14 protein-coding genes are annotated in these 16659 nt (G+C 31.0%); 4 read left to right on the forward strand and 10 right to left on the reverse strand.

Annotation, left to right across the window (positions count from 1 at the left end):
• Positions 1-344 precede the first annotated feature (344 nt).
• The 3 genes from JJE11_RS03415 to JJE11_RS03425 form a co-directional block, all read right to left on the reverse strand.
• On the reverse strand, positions 345-926 hold the full coding sequence (locus JJE11_RS03415; protein ID WP_291632850.1) for a TetR/AcrR family transcriptional regulator: 582 nt from the start codon (positions 924-926) through the stop codon (positions 345-347).
• A gap of 80 nt (positions 927-1006) precedes the next feature.
• Positions 1007-1882 carry a DegV family protein gene (locus JJE11_RS03420; protein WP_291632851.1) on the reverse strand — a complete coding sequence of 292 codons (876 nt, stop codon included), beginning with the start codon at positions 1880-1882 and terminating at the stop codon, positions 1007-1009.
• A gap of 185 nt (positions 1883-2067) precedes the next feature.
• A complete protein-coding gene (locus JJE11_RS03425; protein ID WP_291632852.1) occupies positions 2068-3225 on the reverse strand; it encodes a M20 family metallopeptidase in 1158 nt (385 codons plus the stop codon).
• Positions 3226-4207: 982 nt separating this feature from the next.
• Here JJE11_RS03425 and JJE11_RS03430 point away from each other — a divergent pair.
• The 4 genes from JJE11_RS03430 (at position 4208) to JJE11_RS03445 (ending at position 8260) form a co-directional block, all read left to right on the forward strand.
• Positions 4208-4873: an ATP-binding protein gene (locus JJE11_RS03430; protein ID WP_291632853.1), complete on the forward strand. Its 666-nt coding sequence runs from the start codon at positions 4208-4210 to the stop codon at positions 4871-4873.
• Positions 4874-4907: 34 nt separating this feature from the next.
• A complete protein-coding gene (locus tag JJE11_RS03435; protein WP_291632854.1) occupies positions 4908-5057 on the forward strand; it encodes a hypothetical protein in 150 nt (49 codons plus the stop codon).
• 6 nt (positions 5058-5063) lie between these two features.
• Positions 5064-6185, forward strand: coding sequence for a M20 family metallopeptidase (locus JJE11_RS03440; protein ID WP_291632855.1), 1122 nt, complete (start codon positions 5064-5066; stop codon positions 6183-6185).
• A 107-nt stretch (positions 6186-6292) separates the two neighbouring features.
• Positions 6293-8260, forward strand: coding sequence for a PAS domain-containing sensor histidine kinase (locus JJE11_RS03445; RefSeq protein WP_291632856.1), 1968 nt, complete (start codon positions 6293-6295; stop codon positions 8258-8260).
• A gap of 155 nt (positions 8261-8415) precedes the next feature.
• Here JJE11_RS03445 and JJE11_RS03450 read toward each other — a convergent pair whose 3' ends face one another.
• The 7 genes from JJE11_RS03450 to JJE11_RS03480 all read right to left on the reverse strand — a co-directional run bounded on the left by JJE11_RS03450 (position 8416) and on the right by JJE11_RS03480 (position 16523).
• Positions 8416-9387 (reverse strand): LacI family DNA-binding transcriptional regulator, encoded by a 972-nt coding sequence (locus JJE11_RS03450; protein ID WP_291632857.1) that lies wholly within the window; start codon positions 9385-9387, stop codon positions 8416-8418.
• 70 nt (positions 9388-9457) lie between these two features.
• Positions 9458-10849, reverse strand: coding sequence for a glycosyltransferase (locus JJE11_RS03455; RefSeq protein WP_291632858.1), 1392 nt, complete (start codon positions 10847-10849; stop codon positions 9458-9460).
• Between the two features lie 22 nt (positions 10850-10871).
• Complete coding sequence (locus JJE11_RS03460) at positions 10872-11828, reverse strand: carbohydrate kinase family protein (RefSeq protein ID WP_291632859.1); 957 nt, start codon at positions 11826-11828, stop codon at positions 10872-10874.
• 58 nt (positions 11829-11886) lie between these two features.
• Positions 11887-13371: a glycoside hydrolase family 32 protein gene (locus JJE11_RS03465; RefSeq protein ID WP_291632860.1), complete on the reverse strand. Its 1485-nt coding sequence runs from the start codon at positions 13369-13371 to the stop codon at positions 11887-11889.
• A gap of 22 nt (positions 13372-13393) precedes the next feature.
• Positions 13394-14221, reverse strand: a complete 828-nt coding sequence (locus tag JJE11_RS03470) for a carbohydrate ABC transporter permease (RefSeq protein ID WP_291632861.1) — start codon at positions 14219-14221, stop codon at positions 13394-13396.
• On the reverse strand, positions 14221-15105 hold the full coding sequence (locus JJE11_RS03475) for a carbohydrate ABC transporter permease (RefSeq protein ID WP_291632862.1): 885 nt from the start codon (positions 15103-15105) through the stop codon (positions 14221-14223). The genes JJE11_RS03470 and JJE11_RS03475 overlap by 1 nt, the downstream gene beginning before the upstream one ends.
• A 101-nt stretch (positions 15106-15206) precedes the next feature.
• Complete coding sequence (locus tag JJE11_RS03480) at positions 15207-16523, reverse strand: ABC transporter substrate-binding protein (protein ID WP_291632863.1); 1317 nt, start codon at positions 16521-16523, stop codon at positions 15207-15209.
• Positions 16524-16659 lie beyond the last annotated feature (136 nt).

Here is a 16659-nt window from a genome sequence, read left to right on the forward strand (position 1 = left end):
AATATGATGAAAATGATGCCTATGACCGCTAAAGAGGATTCAGGGGAATAGTTTCTTACTTAGATACAGATAAAGTTCTATAGTTATAACCCAATACTGTACTTAAAATGCCCTATAGAATAGACTTTTTTTATTTGTCTAATCTACAGGGCATATTTTGCAGTAAATGATATTCATTTACTGGGTTTTATTTACGACAATGCTTTAGGCATCTGTATAAACAAAACAGCAATTTAAAACTAATAATTCCCTTTCTTACAAAAAATATAGTGAAAATACAGAAAAGTCAATATTCGCTAGAACATATTAGAAAAATACGAATATCCTTTATTTAACAAAATATTTTATTCAAATATCACTTGTGATGCCGATAACGAATCAAACATATCTTCTTCCCCATGAGCTAGAATTATTTGTATTGAAGTTCCAAATAGAGTCCCTAGTACCATTTTAGACAATGCTTTCGAAGAATAACTTTTGAACTTCTCTTTATTTGAATGGTTGTTTACAATGTATTTTTCAATTAAGCTAGATAAACTATTGAAAAGATTATTAACAAGCTCTTTTAATGGTACTGACCAAAGCGCCATACTAGTCAAATCAAAAAGGATTTTGAATAAGTTAGGATTATTTCTTAACATTCCCTGAAAATACTTTATTAAACAAGATATCTTTTCATTTTCTGATTGTCCATTTTTTAAGTTTTCCTCTATTTCGCTCAAATATTGCCCAGCTAGCATTTTTATCACTTCTGTAAATAGCCCTTCTTTATTTTTATAATAATAATTTAATTGACTTAATACCACACCTGCTTCACCTGCAATATCACGCAGGGAAACATTCGCATAACCTTTTGAAGATATACATATAAATGCTGCATTGAGTATTCTTTCAGGTTGACTAACATTTTCAAATTCATTATTCATATAATACTCCCCCTGTTCTTAATTTCTAACGAATATATTATCAAATAGTAAATCTTAACGCTAAAACATTTAAATCATACTTATTTCGCTTCCCTATCTTTACCAATAAAAGTAACGCATAGCATTCCGGGTCCTGTATGAGTACCTATAATTGGACCAACATAATTAATAGTTATATCTTTCACTTTAACTTCACTCATTATTAAACTTTTTAAATGCTCTGCATCCTCTAAACAATCTCCATGACTAATAAAAACATGCTGCTGCTCAGGATTTATGGCCCTATCTTTGAATTCTTTTAATAAGGTCCTAACAGATTTTTTTGCTCCCCTGATTTTTTTCACAACAGTGAGCTTTCCATTCTTATCCATGATTAAAACAGGTTTAACTCCTAATAAAGCACCAAACGTCGCACTTACAGCCGAAATCCTTCCACCTCTTTTTAAATGATCCAGACTATCGACAATAAACCAGTGGTTGACCTTAAGTTTATTATCTTCAATCCAGTTAACTATATCTTCCTTAGATCTCCCTTGCTTCAACATTTCACATGCATAAGAAACTATAAGTCCTTGCCCTGCGGTGGCACTTTTTGAATCTATAACAGTTATATCTGCATCCTTGTTTTCTTGTAATATTATCTGTCTAGCTAAAATAGCATTATTACAAGTTTCACTTAAACCAGATGAAAATCCTATGTATATTATAGAGTAACCGGCTAAAATATATTTTCTAAAACACTCTTCAAACTTATAGGGCGTAATCTGCGCTGTAGTACATACTTCAGCTCTGCGCAGCTCATCATAAAATTGCTTATAACTTATTGAAGCACCAAAATTGTCTTCATAATCCTTCCCTTTTAAATTAAAATAAAATGGAATAACTGGAATTTTATTTTCTTCTATGTATTCGGCTGAAAGGTCACAGTTAGAATCAGTCACAATTAATGTTTTCACTTCAAATTCCCCTACTTTCCTTTGAATATGTAGTAATTTATTAAACTATCACATACCTTTTTAATTTAATTCGGACATCTGTATTGAACTAAAAGTTTACTACTTTACTAATATTTAGTCAAGTAGCAAACTTTTAGTTCATAGTGCTTTAGGGAATGCAATAGCTGTCCTGAAATATCCTGATATTATAAGCTTTGCTCAAACTCTTTTTTTATCTTAGATAACAAATCAGCATCTGTGATAACATCGTATCCTGTGCACGCAAGTGCCATAGCCCCTATAAATAAAGCTTCATGAGCCTGCTGCGTAATTGTTGCTTTAGCCATTTCCTCAGTATGTAACTTCAATTTTGAGTTTCCTATTCCTATCAAAGGATGTATAGATGGCACAACGTAACTTACATTTCCCATATCTAAAGAGCCAATACTCTCTGATGGATTAATATCAGTAATGCCTAGTTTTCGCAAATTATTATTAAAAGACTCTGATAAATTCTTATTTGTATTCATATCATCAAAGGGCATTTCATATAAGCTAACTTCCAAACTTGCCCCAGTCATAATTGCTGCCCCACTCGCAATATTTTTCACCTTTTGAACTACTTCATTCAAGTAACTCTTTTTCAGGGCCCTTACATAGAATTTTGCAACAGCCTTGTCTGGTACTATATTAGCAGCGACACCACCTTCACTGATAATTCCATGCATCCTTACATCAGACGTAACATGTTGTCTCAGAGCATTTACTCCATTAAACATTAATATAACCGCGTCCAGTGCATTAATTCCGTCTTCAGGTGAACTTGCTGCATGACTTGACTTTCCTGTAAACTCAAACTTTAGTGCTTGCATTGCCAATGATGATCCACTTTCGCAAGTTTTACCATATGGATGCATCATCATAGCAACATCAACATTATCAAATACTCCTTGCGCTACCATATCAGTTTTCGCGCCATTCGTTTCTTCCGCAGGGGTTCCATAAACTTCTATTTTCCCACCGACTTGGCCTATCACCTTACTTAATGCTATAGCAGCCCCAATACTAATTGTGCCTATCATATCGTGACCACATCCATGCCCTATTCCTGGTAAAGCATCATATTCACACAAAAAAGCAATAGTCGGACCTTTTACATTGCTGTTATATACCGCTTTAAATGCAGTTTCTCTGTTTGCTATACCAATTTCAATTTCAAAAGAATGTTCTGATAATAGTGATGTTAACTTTTCTACAGCTTTAAATTCTTCGTTACCAAGTTCTGGATTATGATAAATGTAATCATTTATTTCCCATAGTCTTTCTTTTATATTTTGAACTTCTATCATGATTTGATTTTTCATTTTGTTATACTCCTTTTCTCCATTCATGTTTAATGAACTTTTTCCAAAAATACTTAAAAGAGATAATTTATTTGTTTTATTAGACTCCAATTTTATATAATGAATAATTACTATTATTCTTTTGAAAGGTTTAATAGAAAGGAAAACAATCAAACTGCATAAAAATACTAACACTTATGCATATGTTAACAATATATGTAAATATTTATTTATTAAGATTAATGAAAATATTATGTTTATTATAGATTAATAGCGCTTCTATGTCAATAAACATGTAGTATAGTTAATAAAATTATTTAGATAAATTTTACATTTACTCAAGATATCTTTTTATGTATTATTATGCATACCTATCTTATATTTCAACGACAAAAAACTACCGGAATATATCCAGTAGTACCCCAGTATAAACTTAAAATCCATAATCAATATCTATAAACATAAGCTCTTCCATTTCAGACATACTTTTTAATATAATCTTCTACATCTTCAAGATTCTCAAGATAATAGACACTGTTCAATTTTGCTGATAACTCTTTTCCCTCTAGTCTTAATGACTGCCCCCCAATGATATAATTGATAAGTGTAATTTTCTAAAATCTTTCATTACTCTGCGACATTCAACCCTATCACCTTTTAAAAGAACGTTAAAAGAGGCATATTCGTATTTTTTTAAATACTTATTCTATGTAAAATTCTACACTTTACATAGACTTCCTTTATAAATACAATAAAATTTCACTATAATTATATATTTTTACTAATAATCAATATATAAGCATTATTAACACTAAATTCTAGATATATCATAGACAAATTAATAATATTGTTTTATCATTAACTTTGTATATCAAGTTTTAATTTATAAGATAAATAGTAAATTGTAAATAAGAAAGAAATTAGAAATATCCATGTGACTTCTTTTAAATTAGCCATTACAACAGATAATTTCTAATAAAATTACGATTGCTGGGGGCATACTATGAGTGATACAATTAAATCAAAAATTGACCTTTTAAGACCTAAACTTCCATTTATTGTAAAGGAAATAAATGATAGACAATATATCATTCAACCTGAATTTAATAAATATGGTGTAGCAGGTATTCTACATGCGTTAGAGGAGTTAATTAAGCTAAATAATAAATCTATTATTTATTTATGTGAAAAAATGAAACATTTCAGTGTTTCTCCTGGCAATTACCAGAAGCTTTCACACCTTAACAACGAGGTAATCAATATACAAAGGGAACTATACAAGAAAAATGCAATTATTTCCGACTTAATAAAGACCAAAGAATCATTGAATATTGAACTTGAAACTCTTAATACAACTAAGGATAGGATTTTCTCGATAATTGGTCATGATTTACGTGGTCCCTTAGCTAATATAATACAAAGTGTAAATATGATAGTAATTGATAATGGGGTAGGAATGCCTAAAGAGAAGATAGCAACCTTCTTTGATTTAAACAAAAATAATGTTATTTGGGGCACTAAAGGTGAAAAAGAAACAGGTTTTGGTCTGGTGCTCTGTAAAAAACTTATAGAACGGAATGGTGGTCTAATTTCCGTATTAAGTCAAAATGGAAAAGGCTCAGAATTTGCTTTTACGATTCCTTTGTCAAAGACAGAAGTATTTTTGTAAATCGGTGCTGACAGATCACTTTTTCCTTACACATATGAACAATATTGTAATGAAAGTATTAAATGGAAATATTTTTGCTTATGCTATAATGCTTATCATTGAGGGTGCTTTAGTTGGAGTAACTCAGTTATTTGTATCAAGGATGTTTTACAAAAGACTTTTAGCATCATTATACGAGGGGTGAAGATTAATGAACAATCAAAATATATGTATAGATTTAAGACATAAACTTCATGAAAATGCTGAAATTTCAGGAAATGAAAACAAAACCATGGATATATTAAAAGATTTTTTAAGAAAAAATACAAGTTTTAATATAACTCAGAAAGATGGATATTTCATTGCTGAAAAAATAACAAGTAAAAATGCAATGAATATTGCCTTTAGAGCCGACATGGATGCAATTCCTTTGCTAGAAACTACAGATATTAAATATAAATCCAATAATACCGTAGCAGCTCATAAATGTGGCCATGATGGGCATTGTGCAATACTTGCAGGATTAGCTCTGGCAATAGAAGAAAATCCAATAGATCATAAGAATATTTTTTTAATATTCCAGCCCTCTGAAGAAGTTGGAGAAGGCGCTAGAAAAATAGTTGAGGATGGTTTTTTAAAAGAAAATAAAATTGATGAAATATATTCACTCCATAACATTCCTGGTTATGATATAGGAACTATTCTTTATAAAAGAGATGTATTTGCTTGTGCCTCAAAAGGAATTATAATTACTTTGAAAGGGAAGCCATCTCATGCAGCTTATCCGGAGTTTGGTATAAATCCATCCTATGCAGCTGCTGATATTATTAATTTTTTAAAAGATAGTACTAAATCCAGTGTTTTCAAAGGAATGGTTCTTTGCACTATCGTAAATATCAATATTGGAGAAAGGGCCTTTGGAACTGCAGCAAGTTTAGGTGAAATTATGTTAACAGTACGTGGAGAAAATGAAGATGATTTAATGGAACTTCAAACCCATATATTAAAATTTGTTGAGAAGTGTTGCGATCAGCATAAAATAGAATATAAAATAAATTTTTCTGATGAGTTTCCTGAGACAAGAAATCATGATACATGTATTAATAAAATATTGGAGATATGTAAAACTAATGGTTATAGTTATGAAGAACTTAAATATCCATTTAGATGGTCTGAAGATTTCGGATATTATCTTAAAAATATAAAGGGTGCAATGATTGGCCTAGGTGATGGTAAATTACATCCCCAGCTTCATACTGCTGATTATGATTTCCCAGATAGTATTATTAAAACAGGGGTGGATATTTTTTATAGCATTGCAAAATCAGAATAAAAGCGGCTCTCCTTTATTAATTGCAACTTTCGATTCGCTATTCCTAAAAGGTGTAAATAGTGATAGAATTATATAAAAAAGTTTAATTCTGTTTGGAGGAATTAATATTGGATAATTCAACATTAGATAAAGAAAATTTCGAAAAATTGGTAGATTTGACTCCACAAATATTATGTATCGCTTACTTTGATGGCAAGGTTAAATATGCAAATCCAGCTTTTAATAATGTTTTTGGGTACAGTAATGATGAAATAGAAAAGTTAAATCTATTTTCTATTGCACATCCAGATGATAAAAATAGTCTTAATAATGTATTATTAAGAGCACATAAAGAGAAACAAGATGTTTTAAATTTAGAATATAGACATAAATGCAATGATGGAAATTTCAAATGGATTTCATGGAATATAAAGTTTGATTGGGATGAAAAACTTGTCTATGGAGCTGGCCATGATATTAGTAATAAAATAGATCTAGAGCAAACAATATATGAGAGCAATGAAAAATTAAAGGCAATTATTGAAAATATATCTGAGGCATTGTTCATTTCCGATAAGGATGGTAATTATACTACATTTAATAAATCAGCTAGGGATATGTTTCCTTCTACATTTCATAATTTTAGTAAAATAGGAGATAGTCTTCATGAAAATAAATATTACGATATTTCTGACAATTTAGTCAAACATGAAGATATGCCAGGTTTCAGGATATTAAATGGTGAGAAAATATCTAAATATAGACTAATGAAAATTAATAATAATACTACTTTTTATGATATAAATGCTGTTCCCATTTATGATGGTGATGGGAATTTTATTTCTGGAATACAATGTTGGAATAATGTTACAGAAACTGTATTACATGAAAAAATACTTCAAAGTCAATTTGACATTCTTCACAAGACGATTGATACCCTTGATTTACCATTTATAGAATTATCTTATCCGTGTTTTAGTGTCCTAGACATAAATCAAAAGGCATTAAATATTATAGAAGGATTAAAGCCTGAAATGAACTCTATTGATATTGTTAAAGGTCAAAAATATACAGATATTATTACTGATTTTGATGAAAATGACATGTTTAACCATTTTAAAATGATGAAAGAGATAAAGGAAACATCATTTAACAAATATACGGAGTTAATTGTATTTGGCAAAAAAACATTCGTAAATGTACTATATCAGCCAATACTAGGACTTGAGGGTGACATTCAGCAAGTAATAGCAATTATAATTGACATAACTAAAGAAACTAGCGCTAAACTTGAACTAGAAAAAAACCTCCAAATGCAGGAAGAATTTTTTAATAACATTGCACATGAACTTAAAACTCCGTTAAATGTTATTTTTAGCATCACTCAATTATTTGACTTATACATAAAAGATGGTTCCTTAATAGAAAATCAGGATAAGCTTGAGAAGTATATTAATGTTATAACGCAAAACTGCTATAGACAATCAAAATTAGTAAATAACTTATTGGACTTATCCAAAATTGAATCTGGTTGTTTTAAATTACACTTGTCCAATAATAATATAGTTAATGTTGTTGAGGGTATTGTTCAATCTGTATCGGAATATGTTGAGAATAAAGGATTAAAGATTGTTTTTGACACCAACATTGAGGAAAAAATTGTTGCTTGTGACCCTATTAGTATTGAAAGAATAATGTTAAATCTTATTTCCAATGCAATTAAATTTTCTATGACAGGAGATGAAATACTCATAAATATACTGGATAAAGGTGATTGGACTTCAATATCTGTAAAAGATACTGGCATAGGTATTGATAAAGATTATCTAGACGTTATATTTGAAAGATTCAAGCAGGTTGATAAGTCACTATCTCGAAATACTGAAGGAAGTGGGATAGGTTTATGCCTTGTTAAATCAATTGTTGAACTACATGGTGGAAGGATTAGCCTGGAAAGTGAGATAGGTAAAGGCAGCAAATTTACAATAGAATTCCCTAACAGAATAGTAGAAGTACCATATAGTAGAAATGAAAATAACATGGTAAGAAGTAAAATTGAAACAATAAATATTGAGTTTTCTGATATTTATACATAATATTTTAGTATAAGAATTATTTATTTACTCTTATAATAAATATAAATTTCTTATATATTCCTTCTATTTGCTTGGTATTATAAAGACTATAAAAAAAAGAAGAATCATAGTGATTTCTTCTTTTCACATTTATTCAAATTTAATGAAGTTGTAAATTAAGTAGTCTTTCTTTCTACTAGACTTATAGGCAGAACATTTTCTAACTTTACTTCATTATGTTTTATTTGATTTATTAGTAAGCTTACTGCTAATTCTGCCATTTTCTCAATAGGTTGTTTTATGGTAGTTAATGGTGGAATAATCATACGAGCAATATTAATATCGTCATAGCCTATGATTTTTAAATCTTTAGGAATTTCTTTGCCTATTTCATTTGCTACATGAAGAATTGACGCTGCAATCATATCACTACTTGCAAAAACTCCATCTATATCTGGTTCCTCAGCAAATAACTTATAGGCTAACTTTTCATAGCTTTCAAATATATCTAATTTTGCCTCCACAATAACATACTCTACATTTCTCTTTTTAACTATATCCATAAAGGCTTTATACCGATTATTCGCTGGAGTATTTAACTCTAAAGGTCCACTAATATGAACTATTTTCTTACATCCCTTATCTATTAGAAGATTGGTAGCAAGTACTCCACCATTATAGTTATCCGATGTAACATAAGGTATCCCTTGTGAAAAATTCCTATCTATAGCTACTATGGGAAGTGTAGGAACTAGATAATCCGATGTTTCTAATGTATGGCTTCCCATAATGATTCCATCGACTTGATTTCTCTTTAACATTTCCACATATTCTCTTTCCTTTATTGTATCTTGGTATGAATTGCATATCAAAACCTTATACTCTTCTTTATAAGCATAATACTCTATAAACCTTGTAAGTTCAGCAAAAAAAGGATGGGCCACATTAGGGACAATAAGTCCAATAAAATTAGATTTTTTTCTAAATAATGATCTAGCCAATTCATTAGGTTGATAATGGAGTGCTTCTATAGCTTCATTAACTTTCTTTCTAGTTGCGTCGCTTATATATCCTCTGTTGTTTAATACTCTAGATACCGTAGTTACTGTAACCCCTGATTCTCTAGCCACATCCTTTATTGTTGCCATAATATACCTCACTTATCTCTTATCGTTGCCATAATTATAGTATTTTAATGCTAATTTGTCTAGCGGTTAATTAATTGGACTGCAAAACTCTATTTACAACATTTGTTATGGCTTTTACATAATACTCAGCAGTTTTATCCCAGGTAAATTTACTTTGAACCCTATAGATACCTTGCTTTTTATAGTACTCATAATTATCTAGCACCTCCAAGATTCCTTTTGAAATATCTTCTGAGTCGAATACATCTATTAAAACACCATATTCAATCCCATCTTCGTAGAGTACTTCACTTGGTCCACCATACTTTGTAACTACTGCAGGAAGTCCGCAATTCATTGCTTCGATGGGAGCTAATCCAAAAGGTTCATATACTGCTGTTAAACAAAACACTGATTTTCGTCTTGCAAGTTCTCGGAAACAAGCTGCAAGCTGTGCCTGTCCATTTATACTAAACATAGAAACCTTACCTTTTAAATTATAATTATTTATTACTTCCATAATTTCATCTAATATCTTTTTCTCTTCTTGTTTTACACTTGAGTAGTCTTCAAAAACATTTTCTATGCCTCTTAAAGTAATCACTAAATTTGCCTCATCATTAAGCTCTTTGTTATTTGCAAAAGCTTTAAGAAGAGCTATGTGATTTTTCTTAACATCTAGTCTACTTGATGCTACTATTGCTGGAAGTTCTCTTCTGTTTTCGTCCAAATCTCTTTCAAACATGGATTTTACGAAACCTTTAATATATTCTTCCTGACTATTCTTCACTGTAGCACTAAACACAACGGTATTTGCTCCTGGAGGTGCTACTATATATTTTTCAGGATTATTAAAATCTCCTGCACCCTTATACGCATCATGTTTATATTGTTCATCTCTTTCCTGAGATGTAGATACAAAAATTATTGACGAATCTAGCATCGCAGTTCTTTCACCTGCTATTCTTTTTATAAATCTATATTTATTATCCATTTCAATAATATTATTTTCATTAATGAATAGTTTATCCATCTTTTGAGCTCCGAGGGAATGTCCTGTGAAGGAGAAAGGAATACCTGTTTTAATTTTAAATAATGCTCCTGAGGCTCCTCCATCTCCATAATGCGTCGTTACAAATTCAGGCAGGCTTCCCTCTTCATTATAGAAATTGATTATATTATCCACCCATTCATTTAAATGTTCCCAGAGTTTTTCTTTAACTAGGAATCCATCCGGGCCACAAGGAATTCTAATTATCCTAACATTTTTTATGTTTTCATAATAGTCTAAAGTTTCTTTAAACTCTGGCCATTTATCATCAACTATTTTTCTAGTTATTATATCTATTTGGTGGCCCTTTCTTGCCATTGCTGTCGCAACTTCCTTCACATAAACCAATTGCCCACCAAAATCCGGATGCTCTGTCCAATAAGAGTCGTTTTTATCAAAATTCCCTTGAGGATTAAAAAAAGTAATATGCATATTATCACTCCCCTTATATTTACTATAAATTATATATATTCACTATTTCTTCAATAGTAGGAAGCTCTACTATTGCTCCTGTATACTTTAGCTTGTAGGCACTAACGGCTGAGCCAAGTTGCAGTGCTTTTGTTATGTTATATCCCTTTACTATTGCCGTATAAAACCCTGACCAAAAAGCATCACCAGCACCAGTAGTATCAACAACATTATTAGCCAAAGTATTTATTTTTAATGTCTCTTTCCCATTAGAAATAATAGCACCATCTTTCCCAATGGTCATTATTACTAATTTTACACCGAGCTCTAAAAATTTATTGATTTGATTTTCACAATTATCCACTCCAAAAATTCTCTCTGCATCATCTTCTGAAGGTTTTATTATATCAACCATTCCAATAATAGATTTTATATACTCTACTCCTTCGCCCTTTTCATCCCAAATCATTGGATGATAATTGGGATCAAAGCATATTAGTGCACCATTTTCTCTAGCTACCTTAATAGCCTTTTCTATGGTACTTCTTGATGGCTCCTTTGATATCGGCCAGCTAGAAAAGTGAAGAATCTTAGAATTTTTAATTGCCCTTTCCAACTTTTCGTTATAATGCAAGTGAAAGTCTGCGTCTCTATAAAATATAGGAACAGGACTCGCCTTACTTTTTGTTATAAATACCATGCTCGTTGCGTTTTCAGTAACTTCAACACATTCTGTTGATATTCCAGAATTTTTCAATGTATTTATGAGAAATTTTCCAAAACCATCATCACCAACGGAGGAAGCCACTATAGGGTTTATTCCAAGTTTCTTTACATTTATAGCTATATTAGAGGGAGATCCCCCAAAATATCTACTATAGTCATTACATTCAAAGTTATCTCCATATTCCTTAGATATCATATCTATTAGTATCTCGCCAATAGTTAGTATATCTATACTTTTATCTCTAAATAATATTTTTTCTCCAAGTTCAAACATTTCTTTCCTCCAAAGCATAATTTATTAGATTTATAGCATAAATCATAAGGCTTTAATTTTATATTTTTTTATGAACTTCATTCTCTTTTATATCCCATTTATGAAAAGTTACTACCTTGCATTCTCCTTTCGAAAATAGTTTTATCTTATTTGATAAAGCACTTGGATATATTCTTGCTGTCATCGTTTTTTGTCCATGGTTTATAAATACTTCTACAGAAGATTTGTCCACAAAAATTCTAAGTTCAAGCTCATTCTGAGTTAAATATACTTCAGTGCTTCTTTTACCTTTAGGGCCTTTACCTGATTTATCCCTATTAAATGTAAAAAGGTTATTTTCAGTATCATATGTTAAAATGGTTTCTTCATCGTTACCTACTCTCAGCTTTATTCCAAAGTCACTAGCTTCTATAGGTTTAAAAGTTACCACAATCTCATAACTATCTCCTATTGCATCTAGCTCTATTTCATCTTTCAATAAAATATTTTCTAAACTAAATTCATTTCTTCTATAATCTTTTATTTCTTCAATAGGTTTAAAACATAACTTGCCATTATTAAAAAACATCTCTCTTGGCAGTGTCATAGCCCCTGTCCAATTATGTCCCTGGGTTGATGTAGGCATTTCTGTTTCCCACATATCCATCCAGGCAACAATTATTCTTCTTCCCTTTGGGTCCTCAATTGTTTCAGGTGCATAAAAATCAAAACCATAATCTACAGGATAATAGTCTTTAAATATAAACTCACCTTTTTCTGTATTTAACTTCCCCAAAATGTAAATACTTGAGTGTAGATTATGATAGTTAAGCCCTTCTTTTTTCATATACTGAGGAGATACAATAAGTATATCTTTTCCATCTAAATTAAATATATCTGGGCATTCCCATACCTTTCCCATATCACTATTGCCTTTAGCTAGAACATTTACATATTCCCATTTAATTAAATCTAGTGACTTATACAGCAAAACTTCCCCATTTCCAAAATTATCTATTGAACCTAAAATCATATAATAGTCTTTCTCTAATTTAAAAACCTTTGGGTCCCTTATGTCTTTCGTGCTAGCTTCGCCATGAATTTCATTTGTATCTAGCACAGGGTTACCACTATATTTTTCAAAATTTATTCCATCCTCTGAGTATGCATAATTTTGAACCTGCTTGTATTCCTCTTTACTCTTTCCAGTACATATATGACCGGTGTATAATATGCACAGGTTCCCATCCACTATAATAGAGGTTCCAGAAAAACACCCATCTTTATCAAAATCCCTATCTGGAGCCAATGCAATAGGAAGATAGTTCCATTTAATTAAATCTACACTTACAGCATGGCCCCAATGCATTGGTCCAACGCAAGCTTTATAGGGATAGTTCTGATAAAATAAATGATACTTTCCTTTATAAAATACAAATCCATTAGGGTCATTTATCCATCCATATTCGCCCATTAAATGATAATTTAATCTATATTCACTATTTATCCTATACTTATTATTTTTAATAAACACATTTGCCTCTTTTATCTTATCTATTATCATTTAAAATGCCCCAATCTAATAGTTATTTTATAGAACCTTGCAATACTCCACCTATAATTCCCTTTTGAAGGAATAAGTAAATTATTAATACAGGAAGTATTGATAACATTAACCCCGCCATTGATAAACCATAATTTACACTATACGTACCACTGAAATAGTAAGTAGATAATTGTAATGTTCTCTCTTCTGAGCTTATGAGTACTAGTGAAGGCAATAAGAAGTCATTCCAAATCCACAATACATCAAGTGTTACGATAGTCATAGTTGTAGGTTTCATAAGTGGAAATACAATTTTCCAAAAAGTTTGAAGTCTTGTAGCACCATCTATCATTGCAGCTTCTTCTAATTCCAGTGGTATACTTTTGATAAATCCATGATACATAAATACGGCTAGTGAAACTCCAAAGCCTAAATACATATACATAAGTGCCCATTTGCTATTAAGCATTCCTATAGACCCATAAATTTTTACAAGTGGTATCATTATTGCTTGGAATGGCATAATCATAGATATAACCATCAAGAAAAATAAATATTTGGTTATTTTCCATTTTCTCCTTACCATTATATAAGCAGTCATAGATGCACAAATTATTATTATAGCAACACTAACAACTGTTATTATAAGTGTGTTAATAAAGGCGTTGGAATAGTTCATAACTTTAAAAGCTTCAATATAATTATCAAAACTAAAACTAGCTGGTAATGCCAATGGATTAGCAGTTACATCCTTACTTTCTTTAAATGAATTTACTACAACAAATATAAATGGCACTAAATACAAACATAACAAACCACATATAACTATAGTTTTTATTATACTAGCTATTAATTTTTGTTTTTTCATTATGCTTCTACCTCCATCTTCTTAGTTATACTCACTTGAATTAATGTTATCGTTGCAACAATTATAAATAAGATAAGTGCTTCTGATTGCCCAACACCATATTGTTGCGATAAAAATGCTTTGTTATAAACGAACATTGATACTAATTCAGTAGACTGGAAAGGTCCTCCCCCAGTAAGTGCAAGATTTACTTCATAAGCCATAAATCCCCTTTGTAAACTTAAAAATAGGCAAACTGTGAAAGAAGGAACCATCATTGGCAGTATTATACTTTTCATTTTTGTGAATCCATTTGCACCGTCTATACTCGCTGCTTCTAATATATCTTTAGGAACATTCATAAAACCTGCCACATATATTATCATCATATAGCCTGAATACTGCCAAACTGTTACAATAACTATACTCCAAAAGGCTTTAGTCGGATCTGCCAGCCAAGAAGTTGAAAGAAATGCAACATCAAAATTTTCTCCAATATATACTAATATATTAGAAAATACAAACTTCCATATAAATCCAAGAATAATTCCACCTATAAGATTAGGTGTAAAGAATCCTGCTCTATAGATGTTCTGTCCTTTCATTCCAGTTGTTAATACATATGCCAGTAAAAATGCTATTACATTTGTAATTATTACGGTTGCAAGTACATACCATCCTGTGAGCTTCAATGAATCCCAAAACGCTGAATCTGTAAATACTGCTATATAATTTTCAAAGCCAACAAATTTTTGAATATCTGATAGCCCATCCCAACTTGTAAAAGTTAAATAAATACCGTATATAAATGGTATAATCATGACTGTTAAAAATGCAAATGTGCTTGGCCCTGCATATATGCCAAAAGTTTTAAATTTTCCCCAAAAACTCTTTTCATTTCCCATTCTCCCCACTCCTCCTATAAGAATATTTAGTTACTTTTTATTTAATAACGGATACGCGAAATACGCCCATCCGTTATTATGTTATATAATTAATTATTTAGTTATTTGATACTTTTCCAGTAATTTTGAATCTCAGTAGCTAAAGCTTTTTTGTCACTTTTGCCAGCAAGATATTTCTGCATTGAAGCTCCAAGTTTTGCCCAATGATCTCCTGGTAATGTTGTAATAGTTGGTATAGTCTTCTTATCAGTTAAATATTGCTTTACTGATTTTCCAAGTGGATCTTTTATTTCTAGTTTAATATTTGAGAAGGCAGGAACTAAACTACATTTATTAACTAAAGCATCTTGACCTGCATCGCTATAAACTAGCCAATCTAAGAATTTTTTTCCTGCTGCTTGTTGATCTGCATCATTGTTCTTTATATCAACACCTATATATTTTGCTGATCCAGCATATATTTGTGAATTACCATAATCTGCTGCATTGTTACTTATTGGCACTGGTATAAAACCATATTGTCCATCAGCCGTATCAAATTTTTTAATATCTGGCCATGCCCAGTTTCCCATAAACCAGAAACCTACTTCACCTTTACCTATATGTTCAGCTGCTTTTTCATATACTCCAGCCAGTGGAGATTTTTTATCAATGTTATTAGCTTTTAAAAGATCAAAAGTTGTCATTAATCCATTAAATACAGTATTAGTATTTAAATCAGTTTTCCCAGTTTTTAACTCTCCTATAAACTTTTCTGCTGATCCAGCTTCTTTTGATTGAGCTAAATATACTGATGGCAGATAATGTGCTCCCAGGGACCAATCCATTGGAGAGAGCGCCATAGGTGTTACCCCTGAAGCTTGTACTTTTGCAAATGCTGTTTCCAAATCTTTAGTAGTTTTAATAGTAGTTGGGTCAACTCCGGCCTTGTCCAATACTACTTTATTGTATACTAGTCCATATCCTTCAATTGCGAGTGGAAATGACATTACCTTCCCATCTACTGAACCCGCGTCTAATGTTCCTGCAGATGCATCTGCAACCCATTTTTCAGCTGAAAGATCTGCAAACTTGTCCGCAACTTTAGGAATATCATTTGGATCAAGCATAGCTAAAGTAGGTGCATTTCCAGCTGCATACATAGTAGATATCTTTTGGAATGGTGAAGCCCCTGCAGCTACTGGAATAATCTCTACCGTTATATTAGGATTTTCTGCTGTAAAAGCCTTTGCTGCATCTTCTAATTGAGTCAGGATTTCTCCCTTTGTGTTAAGCATTGTAATCTTAACCGCTTTATCTGTAGCCGTAGTTGGTGCCGCTGCAGTATCCTCAGTATTTGCTTTAGTGCCACACCCCGCTAATAAACTTGTAGCTAGTGCAATCGTTATAAGTAGTGATAGAATCTTTCTTCTTTTCATTTTTACCCCTCCATATAATTTTTTTAATTATACCTTCATTATGAAAACCTTTACTCTGTAATCTAATAATAGTCTGTATTTTATTGTATGTCAAGCGGTTAACATATATTCTTTATATTTATTTTCTATAAATGTA

It is taken from the genome of Clostridium sp. (assembly GCF_016650095.1).
Taxonomy (GTDB): Bacteria; Bacillota; Clostridia; order Clostridiales; family Clostridiaceae; genus Clostridium_AD.

Coding starts and splice junctions, on each gene's coding strand:
- JJE11_RS03470 (WP_291632861.1), bottom strand. CDS start 14,221: ATGAAAAAACAAAAATTAATAGCTAGTATAATAAAAACTATAGTTATA.
- JJE11_RS03415 (WP_291632850.1), bottom strand. CDS start 926: ATGAATAATGAATTTGAAAATGTTAGTCAACCTGAAAGAATACTCAAT.
- JJE11_RS03475 (WP_291632862.1), bottom strand. CDS start 15,105: ATGGGAAATGAAAAGAGTTTTTGGGGAAAATTTAAAACTTTTGGCATA.
- JJE11_RS03430 (WP_291632853.1), top strand. CDS start 4,208: ATGAGTGATACAATTAAATCAAAAATTGACCTTTTAAGACCTAAACTT.
- JJE11_RS03450 (WP_291632857.1), bottom strand. CDS start 9,387: ATGGCAACAATAAAGGATGTGGCTAGAGAATCAGGGGTTACAGTAACT.
- JJE11_RS03465 (WP_291632860.1), bottom strand. CDS start 13,371: ATGATAATAGATAAGATAAAAGAGGCAAATGTGTTTATTAAAAATAAT.
- JJE11_RS03425 (WP_291632852.1), bottom strand. CDS start 3,225: ATGAAAAATCAAATCATGATAGAAGTTCAAAATATAAAAGAAAGACTA.
- JJE11_RS03455 (WP_291632858.1), bottom strand. CDS start 10,849: ATGCATATTACTTTTTTTAATCCTCAAGGGAATTTTGATAAAAACGAC.
- JJE11_RS03440 (WP_291632855.1), top strand. CDS start 5,064: ATGAACAATCAAAATATATGTATAGATTTAAGACATAAACTTCATGAA.
- JJE11_RS03435 (WP_291632854.1), top strand. CDS start 4,908: ATGAACAATATTGTAATGAAAGTATTAAATGGAAATATTTTTGCTTAT.
- JJE11_RS03460 (WP_291632859.1), bottom strand. CDS start 11,828: ATGTTTGAACTTGGAGAAAAAATATTATTTAGAGATAAAAGTATAGAT.
- JJE11_RS03480 (WP_291632863.1), bottom strand. CDS start 16,523: ATGAAAAGAAGAAAGATTCTATCACTACTTATAACGATTGCACTAGCT.